The sequence below is a fragment of the bacterium genome (genome assembly GCA_019912885.1).
Classification (GTDB): Bacteria; Lernaellota; Lernaellaia; order JACKCT01; family JACKCT01; genus JAIOHV01.
This window is the reverse complement of the sequence record JAIOHV010000197.1, coordinates 53,193-67,986: the sequence shown is the minus strand read 5'-3', so window position 1 is coordinate 67,986 and position 14,794 is coordinate 53,193. Positions and strand designations below refer to the sequence as shown.

Sequence of the window (14,794 nt, the reverse complement as noted above, 5' to 3'; positions counted from 1 at the left end):
GGCGACCCGCCCCCCCGCGTGGCCGAGGACATGGTGACCCGCCCGCACCCGGACCTGCCGCCCCTTCACGAGGTGGTCACCGTCCCGGTCTTCGACCGCTACGCCCGCCTGATCTCATCGGCCGGCTACCACCGGGAATCGCAGATCTTCTTTGACGACCGGCGCCGCCTCTTTTCGGATTTCGCCATCCCCGAGACACCCGCCCCCGGCGACGTGGCCCGCGCGCGCGATTTGCTTCTTGACGACCTTTTCGTCGATTTCCCCTTCGCCTCCGTCTCCGACCGCGCCCACGCGATCGCCGCCCTCATCCTGCCCTTCGTCCGCAGAATGATCGCCGGGCCCACCCCGATCCACCTGGTCGAGGCGCCGTCCGCGGGAACGGGCAAGACGCTCATCGCCGAGTGCATCAGCCTCATCTTTTCCGGCGCGCCGGCGCCCATCATGACGATCTCCAAGCAGGAGGACCGCGTCACCGACGCCATCACCTCCCTTTTCCAGTCCGGCGTGCAGATCGCGTGCATCGACAACATCTCCCAGCGGCATGGCCTGGACTCCGCGAACCTCGCCGCCGCGGTCACCTCCGAGACCTGGTCGGCCCGGCAGTTCCACCAGCAGCGGATGCTCGTCTTCCCCAACGACATCTGCTGGATCGCGACCGCGAACAACCCGGACCTGTCCCTCGAGCTTGCCCGCCGCTCCATCCGCATCCGGATCGACTCGCACCTGCCCCGGCCGTGGGAACGCGACGGCTTCAAGCACGACCCCATCAAGCGGTGGATCCTGGAAAACCGGTCGGAACTCGTCCGGTCCTGCCTCACGCTCGTCGCCCACTGGATCGCCGAGGGCCGCCCCGGCACCACCCGCCGCCTGGGGTCGTTTGAGTCCTGGTCGTACGTCCTTGGCGGGATTCTCTTTGCCGCGCAAATCCCCGGCTTCCTCGAAAACCAGACGGAGCTCTACGCCGCGGCCGACAACCGCTCCGCCGAGTTCTCCGCCTTCATCGAGGCCTGGTCGCAAAGCGAGGAATCCGCCGGCGCGCGCTCCTCCGGCGACCTCGCCAAGTTCGCCGTCGAAAACAATCTCCTCGTCGAATCCCTCGGCGACGCCTCCGCCCGATCCCAGTCCATCCGGATGGGCATACTGCTTCGGGAAAACCGCGATCGCGTCGTTAACGGATTCTGCATAAAAATGGCGATCGACGGGCACTCGAAGGCCAAGCTCTGGGCGCTCGTCAGGTCAATTTCTCTTGAGGAGGGCGCCTTGAATCCTGCGGAATGTGCGGTATGTTCCGAATTTGACATAACGCAACATACCGCCGAGAAAAGCCAGTTAAATCTAGGACTTGCGGAATGTGCGGATAGTGCGGATAGAAATACACTCTACGCGGGTGAGAATTTCCAACCGGACAACCGGACAATCGGACAACCGGACACGCCTTCTACACGTATAGGAGATATCGGGGAAAACATTCCCGCACATGCCGCACATTCCGCAAATATTCGGAAAGATGACGGAAATTCTGCGGCATGTTTGGAAAACGCCAAAAACCATCATGCCGCACATACCGCAAACGGCGATGACCTCGACTTAAGCCGCCTTCCCGACACCGAGGAGGACGACGCATGACGACCGCCGCCGTCCTTCCCCGCGTCGCTTTCGACCTCCTTGTCCCCCCGCCGGACAAATACGCCACGCCCCCCGAGCTTCGCTTCCGGCACGAACTTTTCGCCGCGACCTCCCTTCTCATCCGCGAAATCGAACTCGACGACGCCGCCTCGCCCGTCAATCCCGCCATCACGCTTGACCTCATCCTCGACGAAGCCGGAAAGCCCACCCCCTTCCGATTCGTCACCCCGACCTACTACGCCTGGCTCCACACGCGAATGAAGATCGCCAAGGCCCACGCCGAGGCCGGCCGCATCTCCTCCGACGCCTGGGAAACCCTGCGCGCCCGATTCGCCGTCATCCACGATTTTGCCGTCTGGCGATACGGCCCCGCCCGCATCCTCGCCGCCGTCAAAGCCTTTGACCCGAAAATGGCGAAAGCCTACGAGCCGCCCGCAAATCCCCTTGAGCCGCGTGTTGAAAAACCCAAACCCGCCGTTTCGAAACCAACCCCGTCCACGGGGGCAAACGGGAAATCGTCTCCGAAATCCTCCGGCGATTTCATCGACCGCCTGCGCCGCCTCGCCGACAAGAACGCCAAGGAAAGGGCGAGTGCCGACGCGAGGGGGAATCGATGAGCCGCGTGCCCGCCCACCTCCTTTGCCTTTCCTGCGCGCTCCTTGGCGAGGAGCCACTTGAGCCCGACGAGATCGCCGCCGGCTATCGCCCCCTCTGGAATTGCCGCGCGCCGGACCCCCGCTTTGAACTTCGTGAAAAGGAGCTTTTGCCCGTGTTTGCCGTCAATGCCCCCTGCCCGGACTTTTCGCCGACGCCCGAATCCCTGGCCTTAAAAGCCGCCAAGGCCCGGCGCCGGCGCATCAAACGCGGCCGCCCCCGCGGCTCGCGCGTCGGATTCGTCAACCTCGCCGACATCCTCGACGGGCCCGAACTCGCGCTCCTTGTCGAGCGCCACCCCGGACGGCTGGTCTGGGTCGAACGCGGCCGAGATCGCGCAAAGACGCGAACGCCGAATTCCTCGAAGTACCTGCGCATCAGCGAGATCGACGCCCCGGACGCGACAAAGGCCAGGCTCCGCGAGCATCCCGGGAGCCTCGTCTACATCCCGACCGGAAAACCCGGGCACGAGCACATCCACGAGATGCGCGAAGACGGAATCGCCGTCCGGGAAATCGCAAGACGCACCGGACACACCCGGCGGTGGATCCAGCGCATCTGCAACGGCGCCGGAAACGGGAAAGGGCCGGGGAAGGGCAAGCCGTGAGCGAAAAACCGCCGGAAAAGGGATGGGTGTCTCCCCCGCCGAAAAAGAGGGGTCGTCCAAAACCACAACCTTTTCCAACGCTGCCTGAAAGAATCCGCTGCGTGGCGCGCAAGCGGGGCACGACGATCCAGTGCCGGAAGCTCGCGGTCGCCGGGAAGACGACCTGCCGGTATCACGGCGGGAACGGCGGCGGCGACGGAAATCCGCGCATCGACGAACTGAACGCGCGCCGCGTCCCGATCTTGAGGGAAACCATGAAAGACAACGCCCTGGCCGTCACGCACGGTCTGTTCGCCAAGAAGATCCTCACCGACGAGGAGCACGAGTTTTACGACAACTCGAAGTCCATGCTCCGCGAGAAGTATCCGGACCTGGATGAGGCCGCGGACGAGATGCTGCTCCACATGGTCTGCATCCATGCGGCCAAGCTCGCGAGCGCCTACCAGAAGGACCACAAGGAGGGGATCGAGTTCAATTCGGGCCGCATCCGCCTTCTCATGAAGGACCTTGGCATCCGCAAGGACCAGCGCACCGGCGGAAGCAAGAGCGGGGTGCTCACGCCGGCCGAGCTTGCCGCCGCGGTCCTTTCGCAGGCGCAGGCGCGGGGGCTGCTCGAGGGCGGGCGCCTGCGCATGGTCGAGATGGAAATCGGCGCCGCGCCCCGTGGGGGCGAGGGGGAGCCGGGGCGACCGGAGGTGTCGCACGCCAGGCGCGCGCGTGTCTTCCCGGCGCGAACGATGGACGCGGCGAGCACGGACGACGAGTAGCGGATGCGGCCGGAGTGCATAATCGGCCAGGCGCGGGTGTTACCAACCTACACCTTGGGAACACGGCGACGGCGAACGGGCGCCCCTCAGATCGTCTGACGCGGCGTGCCTGGCTGCAGTACGGCGGCGGTGCCACGGGCTGATTTCAGACGTCGCGACGCGGCACGCGGGCGGCGGCCCGACGGCGGCGCGATGCCCGAGGTGGCCGCGCCCTGGGCACCCCCTCCCCCCGAAAACCCGAAAATTTCGGCCGAAGCCCTTTCTCAGGGGCCTTAATACCCTCTCTCTCCCAAAAAATGGCCGATTTTCGGGGATTCCAAGGACTTCCAGAAGCGCGAAAAATCCTCTGAAATCATCATCGTCAGTCCAGTTACACAAATTTCGCGATCAAAAAAACCCATTTTTCAAAGCCATAGGCTGGATCGTCAAATAATTTTCAAAAAATCTTTTTTTGGCCTTTACAAAGGTTGGCTGTCAGTGGGACGCAAGTATCACGATACTTGAAATTGAAAAACGAAAACGCGAGCGAAAACCGCTAATTGGAGGAAAGCATGCCCGTCCCTGCGATGGCAGAAGAACTTTATCAAGAGACGATTCGGACATTTAACGTCGAAATCGAATCGCGAACGAAGCGACTTCAATCTCTTTACACGTACCTCTCCGGCGAGACGCAACGCGCCAGCGACAGACTCGCAAACGGCGAGATCGCCAATTCCCTTGGATCGATTCAGGGGAGCGGTAGTGAAGCGGATCGGCTTGCCGGCGAGATAGCCAGTTTGAAGCAGCTCAAGAAGCAAACCGAAAATTTGTGGAACTACTTGACGCGCGAAAAGGGAGCCGCCGCATGACGGTCCGTGGTGTGATCGACCGCCGACTCACCGTCCGAAAAGCGATCTGGACGTGGCGCTCGGATTCGACGATCACGAAGTTCGACCGCCACCAGTTCATCGAAGACTTCATGCACGCCCTTGGCGACGAGGTTATTGAAAGCGAGTCGTGGCGGGGCGAGGCGGAGTGGCTGGCGCACGATCTCACTCCGACGGGTCAGCCAGTGATCATACCGGAGGCGCCCGACGAGCTTTTGCACCATGTACTTGATCTGATCCTGCGCGAGCAGTCGAGCATTCGTCAGCGCCGCGGGCTTTCCGTCACGATGGGCGAATTTCTCGAAGCGTTTCGGGGCTATTTCTCGGAATTGGAAGTCCCGCTCGATTTTCTGTTTATCGACGAGGTCGAGAAAAATTGGGACAGCGAGTACGCGGAGTTTTGCGTGATGCAGGAGGAAGAGGCACGGATGGCCGCCGAGGCTGAACCCGCGGAACCGGAAGAAAGGCCGCCCGAGTGACCCCCCCGTGGGTGATATCGGATCTGCAGGGGATAGTTGCGTTTAACCATAGGAATAAATTCCTACGCGCCTAATGGGTGCCAACGCGGAGGTCTGTGATGACGACGAGAAATCATGAAGCGCGGAAGTCGAATTTGCGACTGCGATGCACGGTGAGCGATGCGTACGCCGCGCTGAATTGTGCGCCGCGTCCGGTGTTCGAGGGATACGCGCCGGACGTCGAGCAGTTTGTGCGTCGGGATGTTTGGGAGAACGAGATTCACGAGCGGGAAATTCCGAAGCGTTACTGCATCGAGCGGTTGCGCGAGGGGCAGGGGGCGGAGCCAAGCGGCACCGGCGACCTGTTTCGTTTGATGCGATGCGGGCGGCACTTCTTCGTCGCGCCTTTCGAGGGCGCGGGCCCGGTCTGCGAATGGTCTCGATTTGTGGCGGAGGGCGTCTGATGTCCTCCGATCGCATCTACTTCAAACGTTCCGGGGCGTTCGTGACGACGGTTTGGAATGGGAAGACCTTCCAGGCCGTCCGGATGATCGCCGAGGACGAGCGGGATGGATTCGTGACAGCGCTGTTTGCGCAACTCGCCGGCTCGTCGAATTTCGCGAAGGAAGATCTGCCTGATCCGAAAAAATGGACGTTGCTGCGCACGAAAGCGCGCGGGCGCGTCGTTTTCACGGTCTGGCGAAAAGACCTCACGAATTACGAATGCTCGACGGAGGCGAAGTCGGCGCGACTGCGCTGGCTGTTCGTCGGGCCCACGACGGCGGGCGCGTGGTTTTTCGCGCTACGCCACCTGGTTCGAATCACGGGCATCGGTGATCGCGTCACCTTCTCGGCAATAACCGAGAAGGCGAAGGAACTCGCCGGCGACCCGGAAGCGACGAAAAATTTTCCCTACGAGGCGGTCGCCGAGCGCGGTGATATCGCGAATGAGGGCGTGTCCGCAGTGCTTGTCCGCTGGGAGATGACAGATTGGTACACGCATCATCTCTGCGACCTGTTCGGGATTGAGCGGCGGAGCACGAACGACGCCGACGCCGACATCGAAAACTCCACCACAAACGAATACGACAACGGAGGAAACGACTGATGCAGGACTCGTTGTTTGGAGCGCTGTTTGAACTGCCGACGGCGCCGGTTGAGACGAAGCAAGAGCGCCAGGCGCGACTGCTCGAGGAGATGCTGACGGGGAGTCGACGCGAGAAGGAGACGGCCGCGGCGCAGGAGCAAGAGGGCGAGCTGCTCGCGTTCACCGGGCGGAAAGCGAATACGGAATTTGGGCGATATCAGCTCGCGGCGTCGAAACACTGCCAGTATTTCACGCCCGTCGATTTCTCGAATCTGCTGAAGGAACTCGTCGAAGCGAAGTTTGAGGTTCCCAACGGCGCCGTTGTATTCGATCCGACGTGTGGATCCGGCCGTCTGTTGCATCCTTGGAAAAAGAGCGGGTTTGACGTCATCGGCGTTGAGATCGACGACATGGTCGCGCGGCGTGCGCGATCGCTTGTCGGGATCGAGTCGGTGCGTGGGGGAGACATCCTCAAATACGTCGATCACTGCGACGAGATCGCTTCGGTGGTGATGACGAATCCGCCATTCGGATTGACTTGGGACATCGAAGGGAAGGCCGACCTTTTCAAGCGGGTGAAGGTCGGCGCGAAACGAAATTCCATCCGGGGTGAGCTTGTCGCGATCGAAGCGGCCTTGCGCGCGGTCAACACAAGATTCAGCGAATGCGGATTGATCGTGGCGATTTTGCCGGAGGGGTTCGCCGACGACGAGGAATATCGAAACGCGCTTGTCTGCGAGGAATCGCGCGCGCATGTCGTGCTCGACGTTGCATTCGAAAATCTGTTCAAGGAATACCGCATACCCGCCAAGGCGCGGCTGCAGGTCCTCTACGTCACCGGGACGACCTACGACGAACATTACCGGCTTGGCGTGCCCGGCGAATTGCCCCGCGTCCGGGGGCGGATCGATTACGCCGCGCCGGGATGGGAAACGGAGCTTCGCGCGCTGTGGGATCGGATCGATACGAGCGTCGGCCGTCACTCCATGAGCTGGCCGTGCCGCGACGCCCGCCCGCTTCCGGACCTCTCAAAAATCGAATTCATACCACCGTCGGCTGAAGTCAGTCTTTCGGCGCGCGGCTTGATTGCGTCGCCGGCGGGAGCGGCGATGCTCGGTTTCGTCGACGAGGTCTTCACCGAGTACGATCCGATTCGCGGAATTCAAGGCCCCGCGATCGCGGGATGTGCGTCACGCGTTTCGCTTCTCGCCCACGGGGTGGATCGGGCAAATTCGTACTTGTCGGCCGCGGGCTTTTCTGTTGCGCCGATGCCCAGGCTCGAGCGTGAACGGCTTGAACGCGCCAGACGCCGATACGAATTTCTCGGAACGCCAGTGCGTCGTCCGCAGTCGCACGACCGCATTGCGTATTACCTCGATCAGCCATACGTCGCGGCGCAGGACGTTCGCGACGACAGCGGCAATCTCGTCTGGAAGGCGGGCCGCACTTACGCCTTCCGCCCGGGCTGGTACCGCGACAACGAAGTGGTCAAGCGCGAGGAGCGGGAGGATTCGAAAGGTCGCGCGTTTGACGAAATCACTCGAAAAGAATCGGCGGTCCTTAAAATCCGGGTCGACAGCGAAACCGGCCCGCAGTTCATCGAGGACAAAAACGTCGATGAGGTCCGGCGCCTCGTCGAGGCATTCGGACTTCCCGATGTTCCCGTCGTCGAAGACCGATATCCGGAAATCGTCGAGTCCTATCGCCGACAGCTCGAAAGGAGATTCCCGTTCCTGTTTGATTACCAGCGCGAGGACGTCGCGCGCCTGGCCACAAAAAACACGGGTTACCTCGGATACGAGATGGGCGGCGGCAAGACGGTCAGCGCCGCAACATGGGCATCGGCAAGGGGATATCGTCGCGTGCTCGTCGTCTGCCAATCCGGTCTGGTTGGCAATTGGTTGAACGAGCTTCCGAAATTCGGATTCAAGATCATCGAGTTGCGGAGTCACTCGGCGATCGCGCGCCTGCGCGCCGAAGTGGCGGCGTCAAAGAAATCTCCAAACAAGGCGTCGGACGGAACGACGTTTTACGTCACGTCATACGAATTCATCGCCAACGGCGATCGTGCCTATGATCCCTGGACGTGCCACCGGGAGCGCGAGGATGCGGAGCCGCACCACGTTGAAGGCAACCTCTCTCATTCCTGCCGGGAATGCGGTCGCTCGTACCTCACGATGTTCCCGGCATGTCCGAAATGCGGCGAGAAACATGGGTGGAGCGGGATCTGCAGGTCGTGCGGGTACCGTGCCTTCACGTACGGCACCGGGCCAGGGCGACGCGGAGCAAATTCGTACCCGGCGATTCGTTACATCCGAAAACTTTTTGGCGCGGTGCTCGTCGACGAAGCGCAGGAAATGAAATCAAAAACCTCGCTGAGGGGGCAGGCGGTTCGCTCAATCCGCAGCCGCGGGCGGCTGGTGATGACCGGGACCATCATGAAGGGCTACATCACGGACATCTACTGGACGATGGGCTGGCTGCTCGGCCACGATACGCCGCTATTTCCGTATCCCTACCGCGCGGGATCGCGCCGCTTTCTCGACGAGTTTGCCACTTACGAGTTTGTGGATCGCGAGTTCTCGGAGACCCTGAGCCGCGGCCGTGCGAAATTGATCCCCGAGGTTTCGAACCTCAACCGGTTCCGCCGCCTGCTGGCGCCGATGTCGGTGCGACGGACGAAGGCTGACATGCCGGAGCTCGCCGCGCTTCCAAAGAAAACGCGAAACGTCGAGTTTCTGGAAATGGATCGGGAGCACGCGGACCTCTACGCGAATATCGGCGCCGAGGCGCGCGAGAACATTTCGCGTGAATTCGCGTCGGCGTCACGAAACGATCGCGAGATCAACATGGGCGTCATCAGCCGGAACCTCTGGATGATGCACTACGCGGCGACCGCGCCAACGTCCCCCCGCGTGGAAGGGGCGCTCCCGGAGGGAACCGAATACTCGAAATTGCGCCGCCTCGGCGAGATTCTCGAAAAGGCGCGCGCCGCCGGCGACAAGGTGCTCGTCTTCTCGGGGCTGCGCGACATGCAAGATGAAATCGCCCGCTACCTGAAAGAGCGCGGCATCAATTTCATGTCGATCTTCGCGGATACGCCTTCGGCGAAGCGAATTTGTTTGATCCAACAGTTCGAAGAAGACGAGGACTGCACGGCCATTGTCACCGGACTCAACGTGCTCAACCGAGGCTTCACGATCATCCGCGCGAACCATGTCGTCATCACGGACATTGGGTACACGCCGGAGCCGCATCGTCAAGCCGAGGACCGCGTGCATCGTCCGGGACAAAAGAAGGACGTGCATGTCCACTATCTCTTTTCGGCGGGTACCATTGACGAGCACATCTATCAGGTGACCGAAGCAAAGCAGGTCGCAATCGACCAGGCGATCGACGGACGGGTTGATACGGCGACCGCGCGGTACCTGAAAGAGAGCGCCGGCGACGTTCGTCTCGCGGTGGCGAAATTGCTTGTCTCGGAAATCGTCTCGTGATAAACGGTAGGAAATTAATCCTACGGCTGATCCCATGGACCTGACGCTCAAAGAAATCCAGGCGATGCTGAAAGATCCCAACTTGCGAATGATCGACGGCCTGACCGTGCGTCAGGCCGCGATCGTTTTGAGCCGAAGCGAAAAGACGATCAACGCGCAAATCGACAAAGGAAAACTGGCGACAAAACAGACGGGCGACAAACGACGCCTGATCGAAGCCAGGGAGGTTATCCGCTATGCGAAAATCCATCGGAGCGAATAGAAGTTCGAACGAGCCGCGCGCGGTCATCGGATACACCCGAGTTTCCACGGAAGAACAGGCTCGCGAGGGGCTCAGCCTAGAGGCGCAGGAACTGCGGATCCGCCAGTGGGCGGAACTGTACAGCCACCAGGTTGAGCACATTTACAGCGACCCCGGCATTTCCGGTCATCGCCTCTCGAATCGACCGCAAGCCCAAGCTGCGCTCGATCGCGTGTGCGAAACCAAGGGCATTCTCGTCGTATACGCTCTATCGCGCATCTCTCGCAGCACGATCGACTGCATTGATATTGCGGCGCGGCTGGAGAAGGCCGGCGCGGACTTTGTCAGTATTTCGCAGTCGCTGGATACCAGCAGCCCGACGGGCAAATTCATCTACCGCGTGTTGGCGGCGGTCGGGGAGTTGGAGCGCGATCAAATCTCCGAGCGCGTTACCGAGGGCATGGCCGTCGCCCGCGCGAAAGGGCGACGCATCAGCCGGCATCTACCTTACGGCTACACCGCGAGCCTCCATGGCGAACTCATCGAAGTCGAGGTTGAGCAGCTCGCGATCGTGCGCATGCACGAAGCGCGCGACGCCGGCGCCGGCTTCCGGGAAATCGCACGCATGCTCGAAAACGAAAAAATCCCAACAAAACGTGGCGGGCGATGGTCGGCGAAAACCGTGCGCGGTATCCTGGAATTTCCACGCCCATTTGAATCCGTTGCCGGGGCGGCCAATACGGCCTCCAACAGGCTCCACAAAAGTTTTTCTTCCGGCCGCCCCTATACAACCACCCCGGCGGCGCCGTGAATGCTTCCAGGACGGATAAACGCGAAACACGCAGAATTACAAAAATACAGTCCCGCAGGACATCAAAATTCGGCTTGAAATGGGGTTCCGACTGTGGGAGGAACAGCGCCCCATCGGGTCAGGAGGCGACATGGGACGCATAAAGCTAACGGTACGCGGTTACAATTTCTTCGAGTGCTCGTCCGCGATGCAAAAGGCCATCCGGCGCGGCGACGCCCCCGTGGCGGGGTACTTTGCGGTCGAGTTATTCGAGTCCGGATTTATCCATTACGTCTGGAAACGGCTCTTGACGATTTCGGCCGAGGATTGCTTCGGCGTGATCACTCAAGAGATCGAGTCCTTGCACCGCGCGCATCAGTTCGTCACGCAGGACGGGAAGAAAAAGACGCGGGTCTTTCTTGGCAAGGCCGTGATCCTTCTTTGCCAGGCGCCGAAATGCCGCGATGCCGACCACCTGACGAATTTAATTTATGACCGCCGCATTGACATGAGCGATGAGCAAATCGAGGCTGCGCTCCAGGATGCCCGCGAGAACACCGTCCCCATTCCGGACTATGCCTACGACGTTCACACGAGCCGCGGGCGCGGTCGTGGCATGACGAAGGAAGATTTCTTTCGCGAGGAATTCGAGGCCCTCTCCCCCAGGGAAAAGGGGCTGCTCGACAATTCCGTCGCGAAGGTGGTGAAACCTCAAGGTGAATTGTTTGCCCGCTGAGCAGCCTGAACACACGCATCAGCTCGAATTCGTTTCGCTCGACAAAGTCGCGCGCTACCAGAAAAACCCCAAGGCCCACAACCTGACACAGATTCGCGCCAGCATCGCGCGGCACGGCTTTATTGCCCCTCTGCTACGCAACGATTCAACCGGCGAGCTGCTCGCCGGGCATGGACGCCTCGATGCGCTGATGGAAATGCGCGACGAGGGCGCAAGCCCGCCCGAGGGAATCCGCGTGGATCCAAACACCGGCAATTGGCTCGCGCCAGTGATCAGCGGCATTGCTCTGGACGAGCAGGACCATGCAAGTTACGTGCTCGCGGACAATCGCCTCGTTGAACTCGGCGGGTGGGATGACGACCTGCTGCGCGAGCTTCTCGAATCGCTCGAATCCGGAGAGGGAATGGCCGGGACGGGCTTTTCCGATAGCGATCTCCGGGAGCTACTCGATGAAGGGGGCGCGGCCGCCAAGGACCAAACGGCCGTCGATAGGCCCCGCATGGACCTGCAGCCGTTCGAACATTTCGATTACGTCGTCCTGATGTATCGCGACGTGCGTGACTTCATGCGCGCGCAGGAGCTGCTCGGAGTGAAGCGCGTCGACGCGTCGGTCGCCGCGGGCAAACGGAAAAAGATCGGCCTTGGCCGCGTCGTCGACGGGAGGAAATTGTTTGCGCTTGTTGAAGGTCATCATGTCGAGAAGCCGACCGGAGACCATCTCGACGCACCGTCTGATTCCTGACGCGTATTTGGTGGTGCCGAAATCGGAGATCGAGCTCTATCGGCCTACGGGCCTGCCGATCACGGCGATTCCGGACGAAATTCGCGGCGCATCCCGCGTCAAGAACTGGATTCTTCGCCATTTCGACGAGCGGATCATCGTAATTCTCGATGACGACGTGACGGCCGTTGCCTGCATGGTCGGCCGGCGCCGGCGCTTTCTGACGGTCCCGGAGATCGCGCAGGTGATCGAGCGGACGGCGATTTGTGCGGACGACCTGGGCGTGAGCCTTTTCGGTTGGAATCAGTCGAACGGCGACGTGCGCAAGACGCGCGGTTTCGAGCCGTTTGGGCTGACCTCCTGGGTGAGCGGAATTCTCGGCGTCATCGGCCGCGATTTTTATTGGGACGAGGAGCTGATTTTTCGAAGCGACGCGGACTTCAATCTCCGTCACCTTCTGGAGGAGCGCGTGATTTGGAGTGACCAGCGGTTCTCTTTCGTCCAGAAACGCGAGACGAACCGTGGTGGGAACGCGCTCTATCGCACCGCGGAAAAGGTCGAGCGCGAGATGCGCGTTCTGAAACGACGCTGGGGACAATACATCAGTTTCAAACGCCACAAAGGCGTGGTGGGGCTGACCCTCTCGGTCCCGCGGCGGCAATCTCTTCCAACCTAAAAAAATCGCCGCCCTTCAAAACATGAAAACGCGCCGCGCATAAAGGCGGAATGAGCGTCGAATCGACCGCCGGCCGTCCTGCGCATGCCGTTCTTGCCGCGATCAAGGGCGAGGCGGCCTACGAGGACATTGTGCCGCTGCTCGAGGATATCGAGCTGCAGCGCCTCATCGTCGTCTGGTCGAAATTCCCCGTCGTGTTCACGCCCGACGAAAGCGAACCACCGATCAATGCGCGATCGCGGTGGGAGTGGCTTTGGCAATTTTCCCGGTTTGATGAATCGGAACTGGAACGCCACCTCGCGTGCCCTTCCTCGATCCGCGTACTCATCACGCGCGCGAAGGCGACGCGGCTGATCTATCCGGACGGGACGGTCCAAGACAACGCCTTGAAGCTGTTGCGTTCGCGTATCGCGGCCGCGCTCACCGGAAAGCTGAAGCGATGAGCGCCGCACCGTCGCACGGTTACGAAATTGATCCGAGAGCGCTCGAAATCCTCCTTTCGCCGCGGCTTTGGGGCGAAACCTACCTCGTCGATCGCGACCTGTCGAAGCGGAGGTTCTGGGATCACCAGGTCGAAGACCTCGAATGTCCCGATCCCCGGATCATTCATCAGGACGGCCGCGACGTCGGGAAGTCCATCGACATTTCCGGCCTCGGCCTGCATTTCTGTTTCACGAACAAGGGCAAGGAGGTTCTCGTCACCGCGCCGCTTCAGGGGCACCTGGACAACATCGTCGAGGAGATCGAGTGGCAAATCGATCACGTCCCGGAGATCAACGCGTCCGTCGCGAGAAAGCGGGGCGGGCGATCGCTCGATATCAAGCGCGCGCCGTACTACCGGTTGCGCTGGGCCAATGGCTGCCTGCTTCATCTGGTTCCCGCCGGGCATGACGGATCCGCGCTGCGCAGCTATCACGTCGACTTTCTCATCGTCGACGAGGCGGCGCGCCTGACCAACAAGGCGTGGAAAGCGGTGGACGGCTGCCTGAAATCGGGGGGGCGCCTGCGCGCATATTCAAATCCCGATGGCCGCCGCGATACGCCCTACTACCGATACACGAACTCGAAAGACTGGACGGTGTTCAAGTGGCCGTCGTGGCTGAACCCGAACTGGAACGAGGAAACGGCCAGACGCAAGGAGGAACTGCACGGCGGGCGCAACACGGAGGGGTGGGTCCACGAGGTGGCCGGCGAGCACGGCTCTCCCGCGTACGCGGCGTTCAACCTCGATCATTTCTACCGCTGTCAGCGCGAGAAGACCGGATGGAATTATCTGGCGATCAACGGAGAGGATTTCGAGGACATCCTGTCGCTGAGCGACGACGGCCACGGCGTGGAAGAGCCGATCCGCGAGCGGATCGCCGAACTGCTCGGCCCTCTCGCCGGCGTGCCCGGCGTCGAGCATCACGCCGGCGTGGACTTCGGTTATACGAACGATCCGTCCGAGATCGTCATCGCCGCCGTGGAGGAGACCGAAAAGGGTATTCCCATTCTTGTCAGCAAGGTTCGCATCCATTGTGAGCGGCTTCCGTATCCGATCCAGGCGGCGCTGCTTGGCGAGATCGATCGCCTTTACGGCTTCGGCAGTATCGGCCTTGACGCCGGAGGAAACGGCCTTTCCGTCTATCAAGAACTGAAAACGCTCGACGCGTTCGCCGATCTGCGCGGGGACGGTCTGATCGATCGGCTGCGCGTCTATCAGTTCGGTGAAAACATTCTCGTCGATCGCGACGAGGACACCGAAGAAAAGATCCTGCGAAACGCGAAGGTCTTCGCGACGGACCTCTGGTCGAAATGCATGCAAAGGAAGGGCGTCGTTTTCCCAAAGGAAGACGAGCAGCTCGAAGACCAGATCATCGGACACACCTACACCCGAACCGCGCGGACCATCGTTTATCGGAAAGGTTCCGATCACATCCTCGATGCCTATCGCGTTCTTTTCCTCGCGCGCGAGTCCGTGACGCGGCTGGACCGGCTGAAAGAAGCCGTCGAAATCGAAGTTCCTCGGGTGCATTCGCGCTCCACGGAAGCTTTTTGGTGAGGTGAACTGTGGCGGAAGATCAAAGCC

At 61.1% G+C, this 14,794-nt stretch carries 16 protein-coding genes; all 16 read left to right on the top strand.

What is annotated here, in order from left to right; all coding sequences use genetic code 11:
* A partial coding sequence (locus K8I61_17415; protein MBZ0273822.1) for a hypothetical protein occupies positions 1 to 1,626 on the top strand: 1,626 nt, incomplete at its 5' end.
* Complete coding sequence (locus K8I61_17410; protein ID MBZ0273821.1) at positions 1,623 to 2,243, top strand: hypothetical protein; 621 nt, start codon at positions 1,623 to 1,625, stop codon at positions 2,241 to 2,243. The genes K8I61_17415 and K8I61_17410, both read left to right, overlap by 4 nt.
* On the top strand, positions 2,240 to 2,887 hold the full coding sequence (locus K8I61_17405) for a hypothetical protein (GenBank protein MBZ0273820.1): 648 nt from the start codon (positions 2,240 to 2,242) through the stop codon (positions 2,885 to 2,887). The genes K8I61_17410 and K8I61_17405 overlap by 4 nt, the downstream gene beginning before the upstream one ends.
* Before the next feature lie 101 nt (positions 2,888 to 2,988).
* A complete protein-coding gene (locus K8I61_17400) occupies positions 2,989 to 3,654 on the top strand; it encodes a hypothetical protein (GenBank protein ID MBZ0273819.1) in 666 nt (221 codons plus the stop codon).
* Positions 3,655 to 4,205: 551 nt separating this feature from the next.
* The gene (locus tag K8I61_17395) at positions 4,206 to 4,502 is read left to right on the top strand and encodes a hypothetical protein (GenBank protein ID MBZ0273818.1); all 297 of its coding nucleotides are present in this window, start codon (positions 4,206 to 4,208) and stop codon (positions 4,500 to 4,502) included.
* The gene (locus K8I61_17390; GenBank protein MBZ0273817.1) at positions 4,499 to 4,999 is read left to right on the top strand and encodes a hypothetical protein; all 501 of its coding nucleotides are present in this window, start codon (positions 4,499 to 4,501) and stop codon (positions 4,997 to 4,999) included. The genes K8I61_17395 and K8I61_17390 overlap by 4 nt, the downstream gene beginning before the upstream one ends.
* Before the next feature lie 152 nt (positions 5,000 to 5,151).
* Positions 5,152 to 5,442 (top strand): hypothetical protein, encoded by a 291-nt coding sequence (locus K8I61_17385; GenBank protein MBZ0273816.1) that lies wholly within the window; start codon positions 5,152 to 5,154, stop codon positions 5,440 to 5,442.
* Positions 5,442 to 6,086 carry a hypothetical protein gene (locus K8I61_17380; protein ID MBZ0273815.1) on the top strand — a complete coding sequence of 215 codons (645 nt, stop codon included), beginning with the start codon at positions 5,442 to 5,444 and terminating at the stop codon, positions 6,084 to 6,086. Before K8I61_17385 ends, K8I61_17380 begins: the two co-directional genes overlap by 1 nt.
* Positions 6,086 to 9,562, top strand: coding sequence for an N-6 DNA methylase (locus K8I61_17375; protein ID MBZ0273814.1), 3,477 nt, complete (start codon positions 6,086 to 6,088; stop codon positions 9,560 to 9,562). The genes K8I61_17380 and K8I61_17375 overlap by 1 nt, the downstream gene beginning before the upstream one ends.
* Positions 9,563 to 9,596: 34 nt before the next feature.
* Complete coding sequence (locus K8I61_17370) at positions 9,597 to 9,824, top strand: hypothetical protein (GenBank protein MBZ0273813.1); 228 nt, start codon at positions 9,597 to 9,599, stop codon at positions 9,822 to 9,824.
* A complete protein-coding gene (locus K8I61_17365; GenBank protein MBZ0273812.1) occupies positions 9,799 to 10,614 on the top strand; it encodes a recombinase family protein in 816 nt (271 codons plus the stop codon). The genes K8I61_17370 and K8I61_17365 overlap by 26 nt, the downstream gene beginning before the upstream one ends.
* Positions 10,615 to 10,801: 187 nt before the next feature.
* Positions 10,802 to 11,329: a hypothetical protein gene (locus tag K8I61_17360; GenBank protein ID MBZ0273811.1), complete on the top strand. Its 528-nt coding sequence runs from the start codon at positions 10,802 to 10,804 to the stop codon at positions 11,327 to 11,329.
* The gene (locus tag K8I61_17355) at positions 11,319 to 12,071 is read left to right on the top strand and encodes a hypothetical protein (GenBank protein MBZ0273810.1); all 753 of its coding nucleotides are present in this window, start codon (positions 11,319 to 11,321) and stop codon (positions 12,069 to 12,071) included. Before K8I61_17360 ends, K8I61_17355 begins: the two co-directional genes overlap by 11 nt.
* Positions 12,022 to 12,726, top strand: a complete 705-nt coding sequence (locus tag K8I61_17350) for a hypothetical protein (GenBank protein MBZ0273809.1) — start codon at positions 12,022 to 12,024, stop codon at positions 12,724 to 12,726. Before K8I61_17355 ends, K8I61_17350 begins: the two co-directional genes overlap by 50 nt.
* A gap of 50 nt (positions 12,727 to 12,776) precedes the next feature.
* A complete protein-coding gene (locus K8I61_17345) occupies positions 12,777 to 13,169 on the top strand; it encodes a hypothetical protein (protein MBZ0273808.1) in 393 nt (130 codons plus the stop codon).
* Complete coding sequence (locus tag K8I61_17340) at positions 13,166 to 14,767, top strand: hypothetical protein (protein MBZ0273807.1); 1,602 nt, start codon at positions 13,166 to 13,168, stop codon at positions 14,765 to 14,767. The genes K8I61_17345 and K8I61_17340 overlap by 4 nt, the downstream gene beginning before the upstream one ends.
* The last annotated feature ends 27 nt before the right edge of the window (positions 14,768 to 14,794 follow it).

Coding starts and splice junctions, on each gene's coding strand:
- K8I61_17340 (MBZ0273807.1), top strand. CDS start 13,166: ATGAGCGCCGCACCGTCGCACGGTTACGAAATTGATCCGAGAGCGCTC.
- K8I61_17360 (MBZ0273811.1), top strand. CDS start 10,802: ATGCAAAAGGCCATCCGGCGCGGCGACGCCCCCGTGGCGGGGTACTTT.
- K8I61_17380 (MBZ0273815.1), top strand. CDS start 5,442: ATGTCCTCCGATCGCATCTACTTCAAACGTTCCGGGGCGTTCGTGACG.
- K8I61_17370 (MBZ0273813.1), top strand. CDS start 9,597: ATGGACCTGACGCTCAAAGAAATCCAGGCGATGCTGAAAGATCCCAAC.
- K8I61_17350 (MBZ0273809.1), top strand. CDS start 12,022: ATGTCGAGAAGCCGACCGGAGACCATCTCGACGCACCGTCTGATTCCT.
- K8I61_17405 (MBZ0273820.1), top strand. CDS start 2,240: ATGAGCCGCGTGCCCGCCCACCTCCTTTGCCTTTCCTGCGCGCTCCTT.
- K8I61_17410 (MBZ0273821.1), top strand. CDS start 1,623: ATGACGACCGCCGCCGTCCTTCCCCGCGTCGCTTTCGACCTCCTTGTC.
- K8I61_17390 (MBZ0273817.1), top strand. CDS start 4,499: ATGACGGTCCGTGGTGTGATCGACCGCCGACTCACCGTCCGAAAAGCG.
- K8I61_17345 (MBZ0273808.1), top strand. CDS start 12,777: ATGAGCGTCGAATCGACCGCCGGCCGTCCTGCGCATGCCGTTCTTGCC.
- K8I61_17395 (MBZ0273818.1), top strand. CDS start 4,206: ATGCCCGTCCCTGCGATGGCAGAAGAACTTTATCAAGAGACGATTCGG.
- K8I61_17365 (MBZ0273812.1), top strand. CDS start 9,799: ATGCGAAAATCCATCGGAGCGAATAGAAGTTCGAACGAGCCGCGCGCG.
- K8I61_17375 (MBZ0273814.1), top strand. CDS start 6,086: ATGCAGGACTCGTTGTTTGGAGCGCTGTTTGAACTGCCGACGGCGCCG.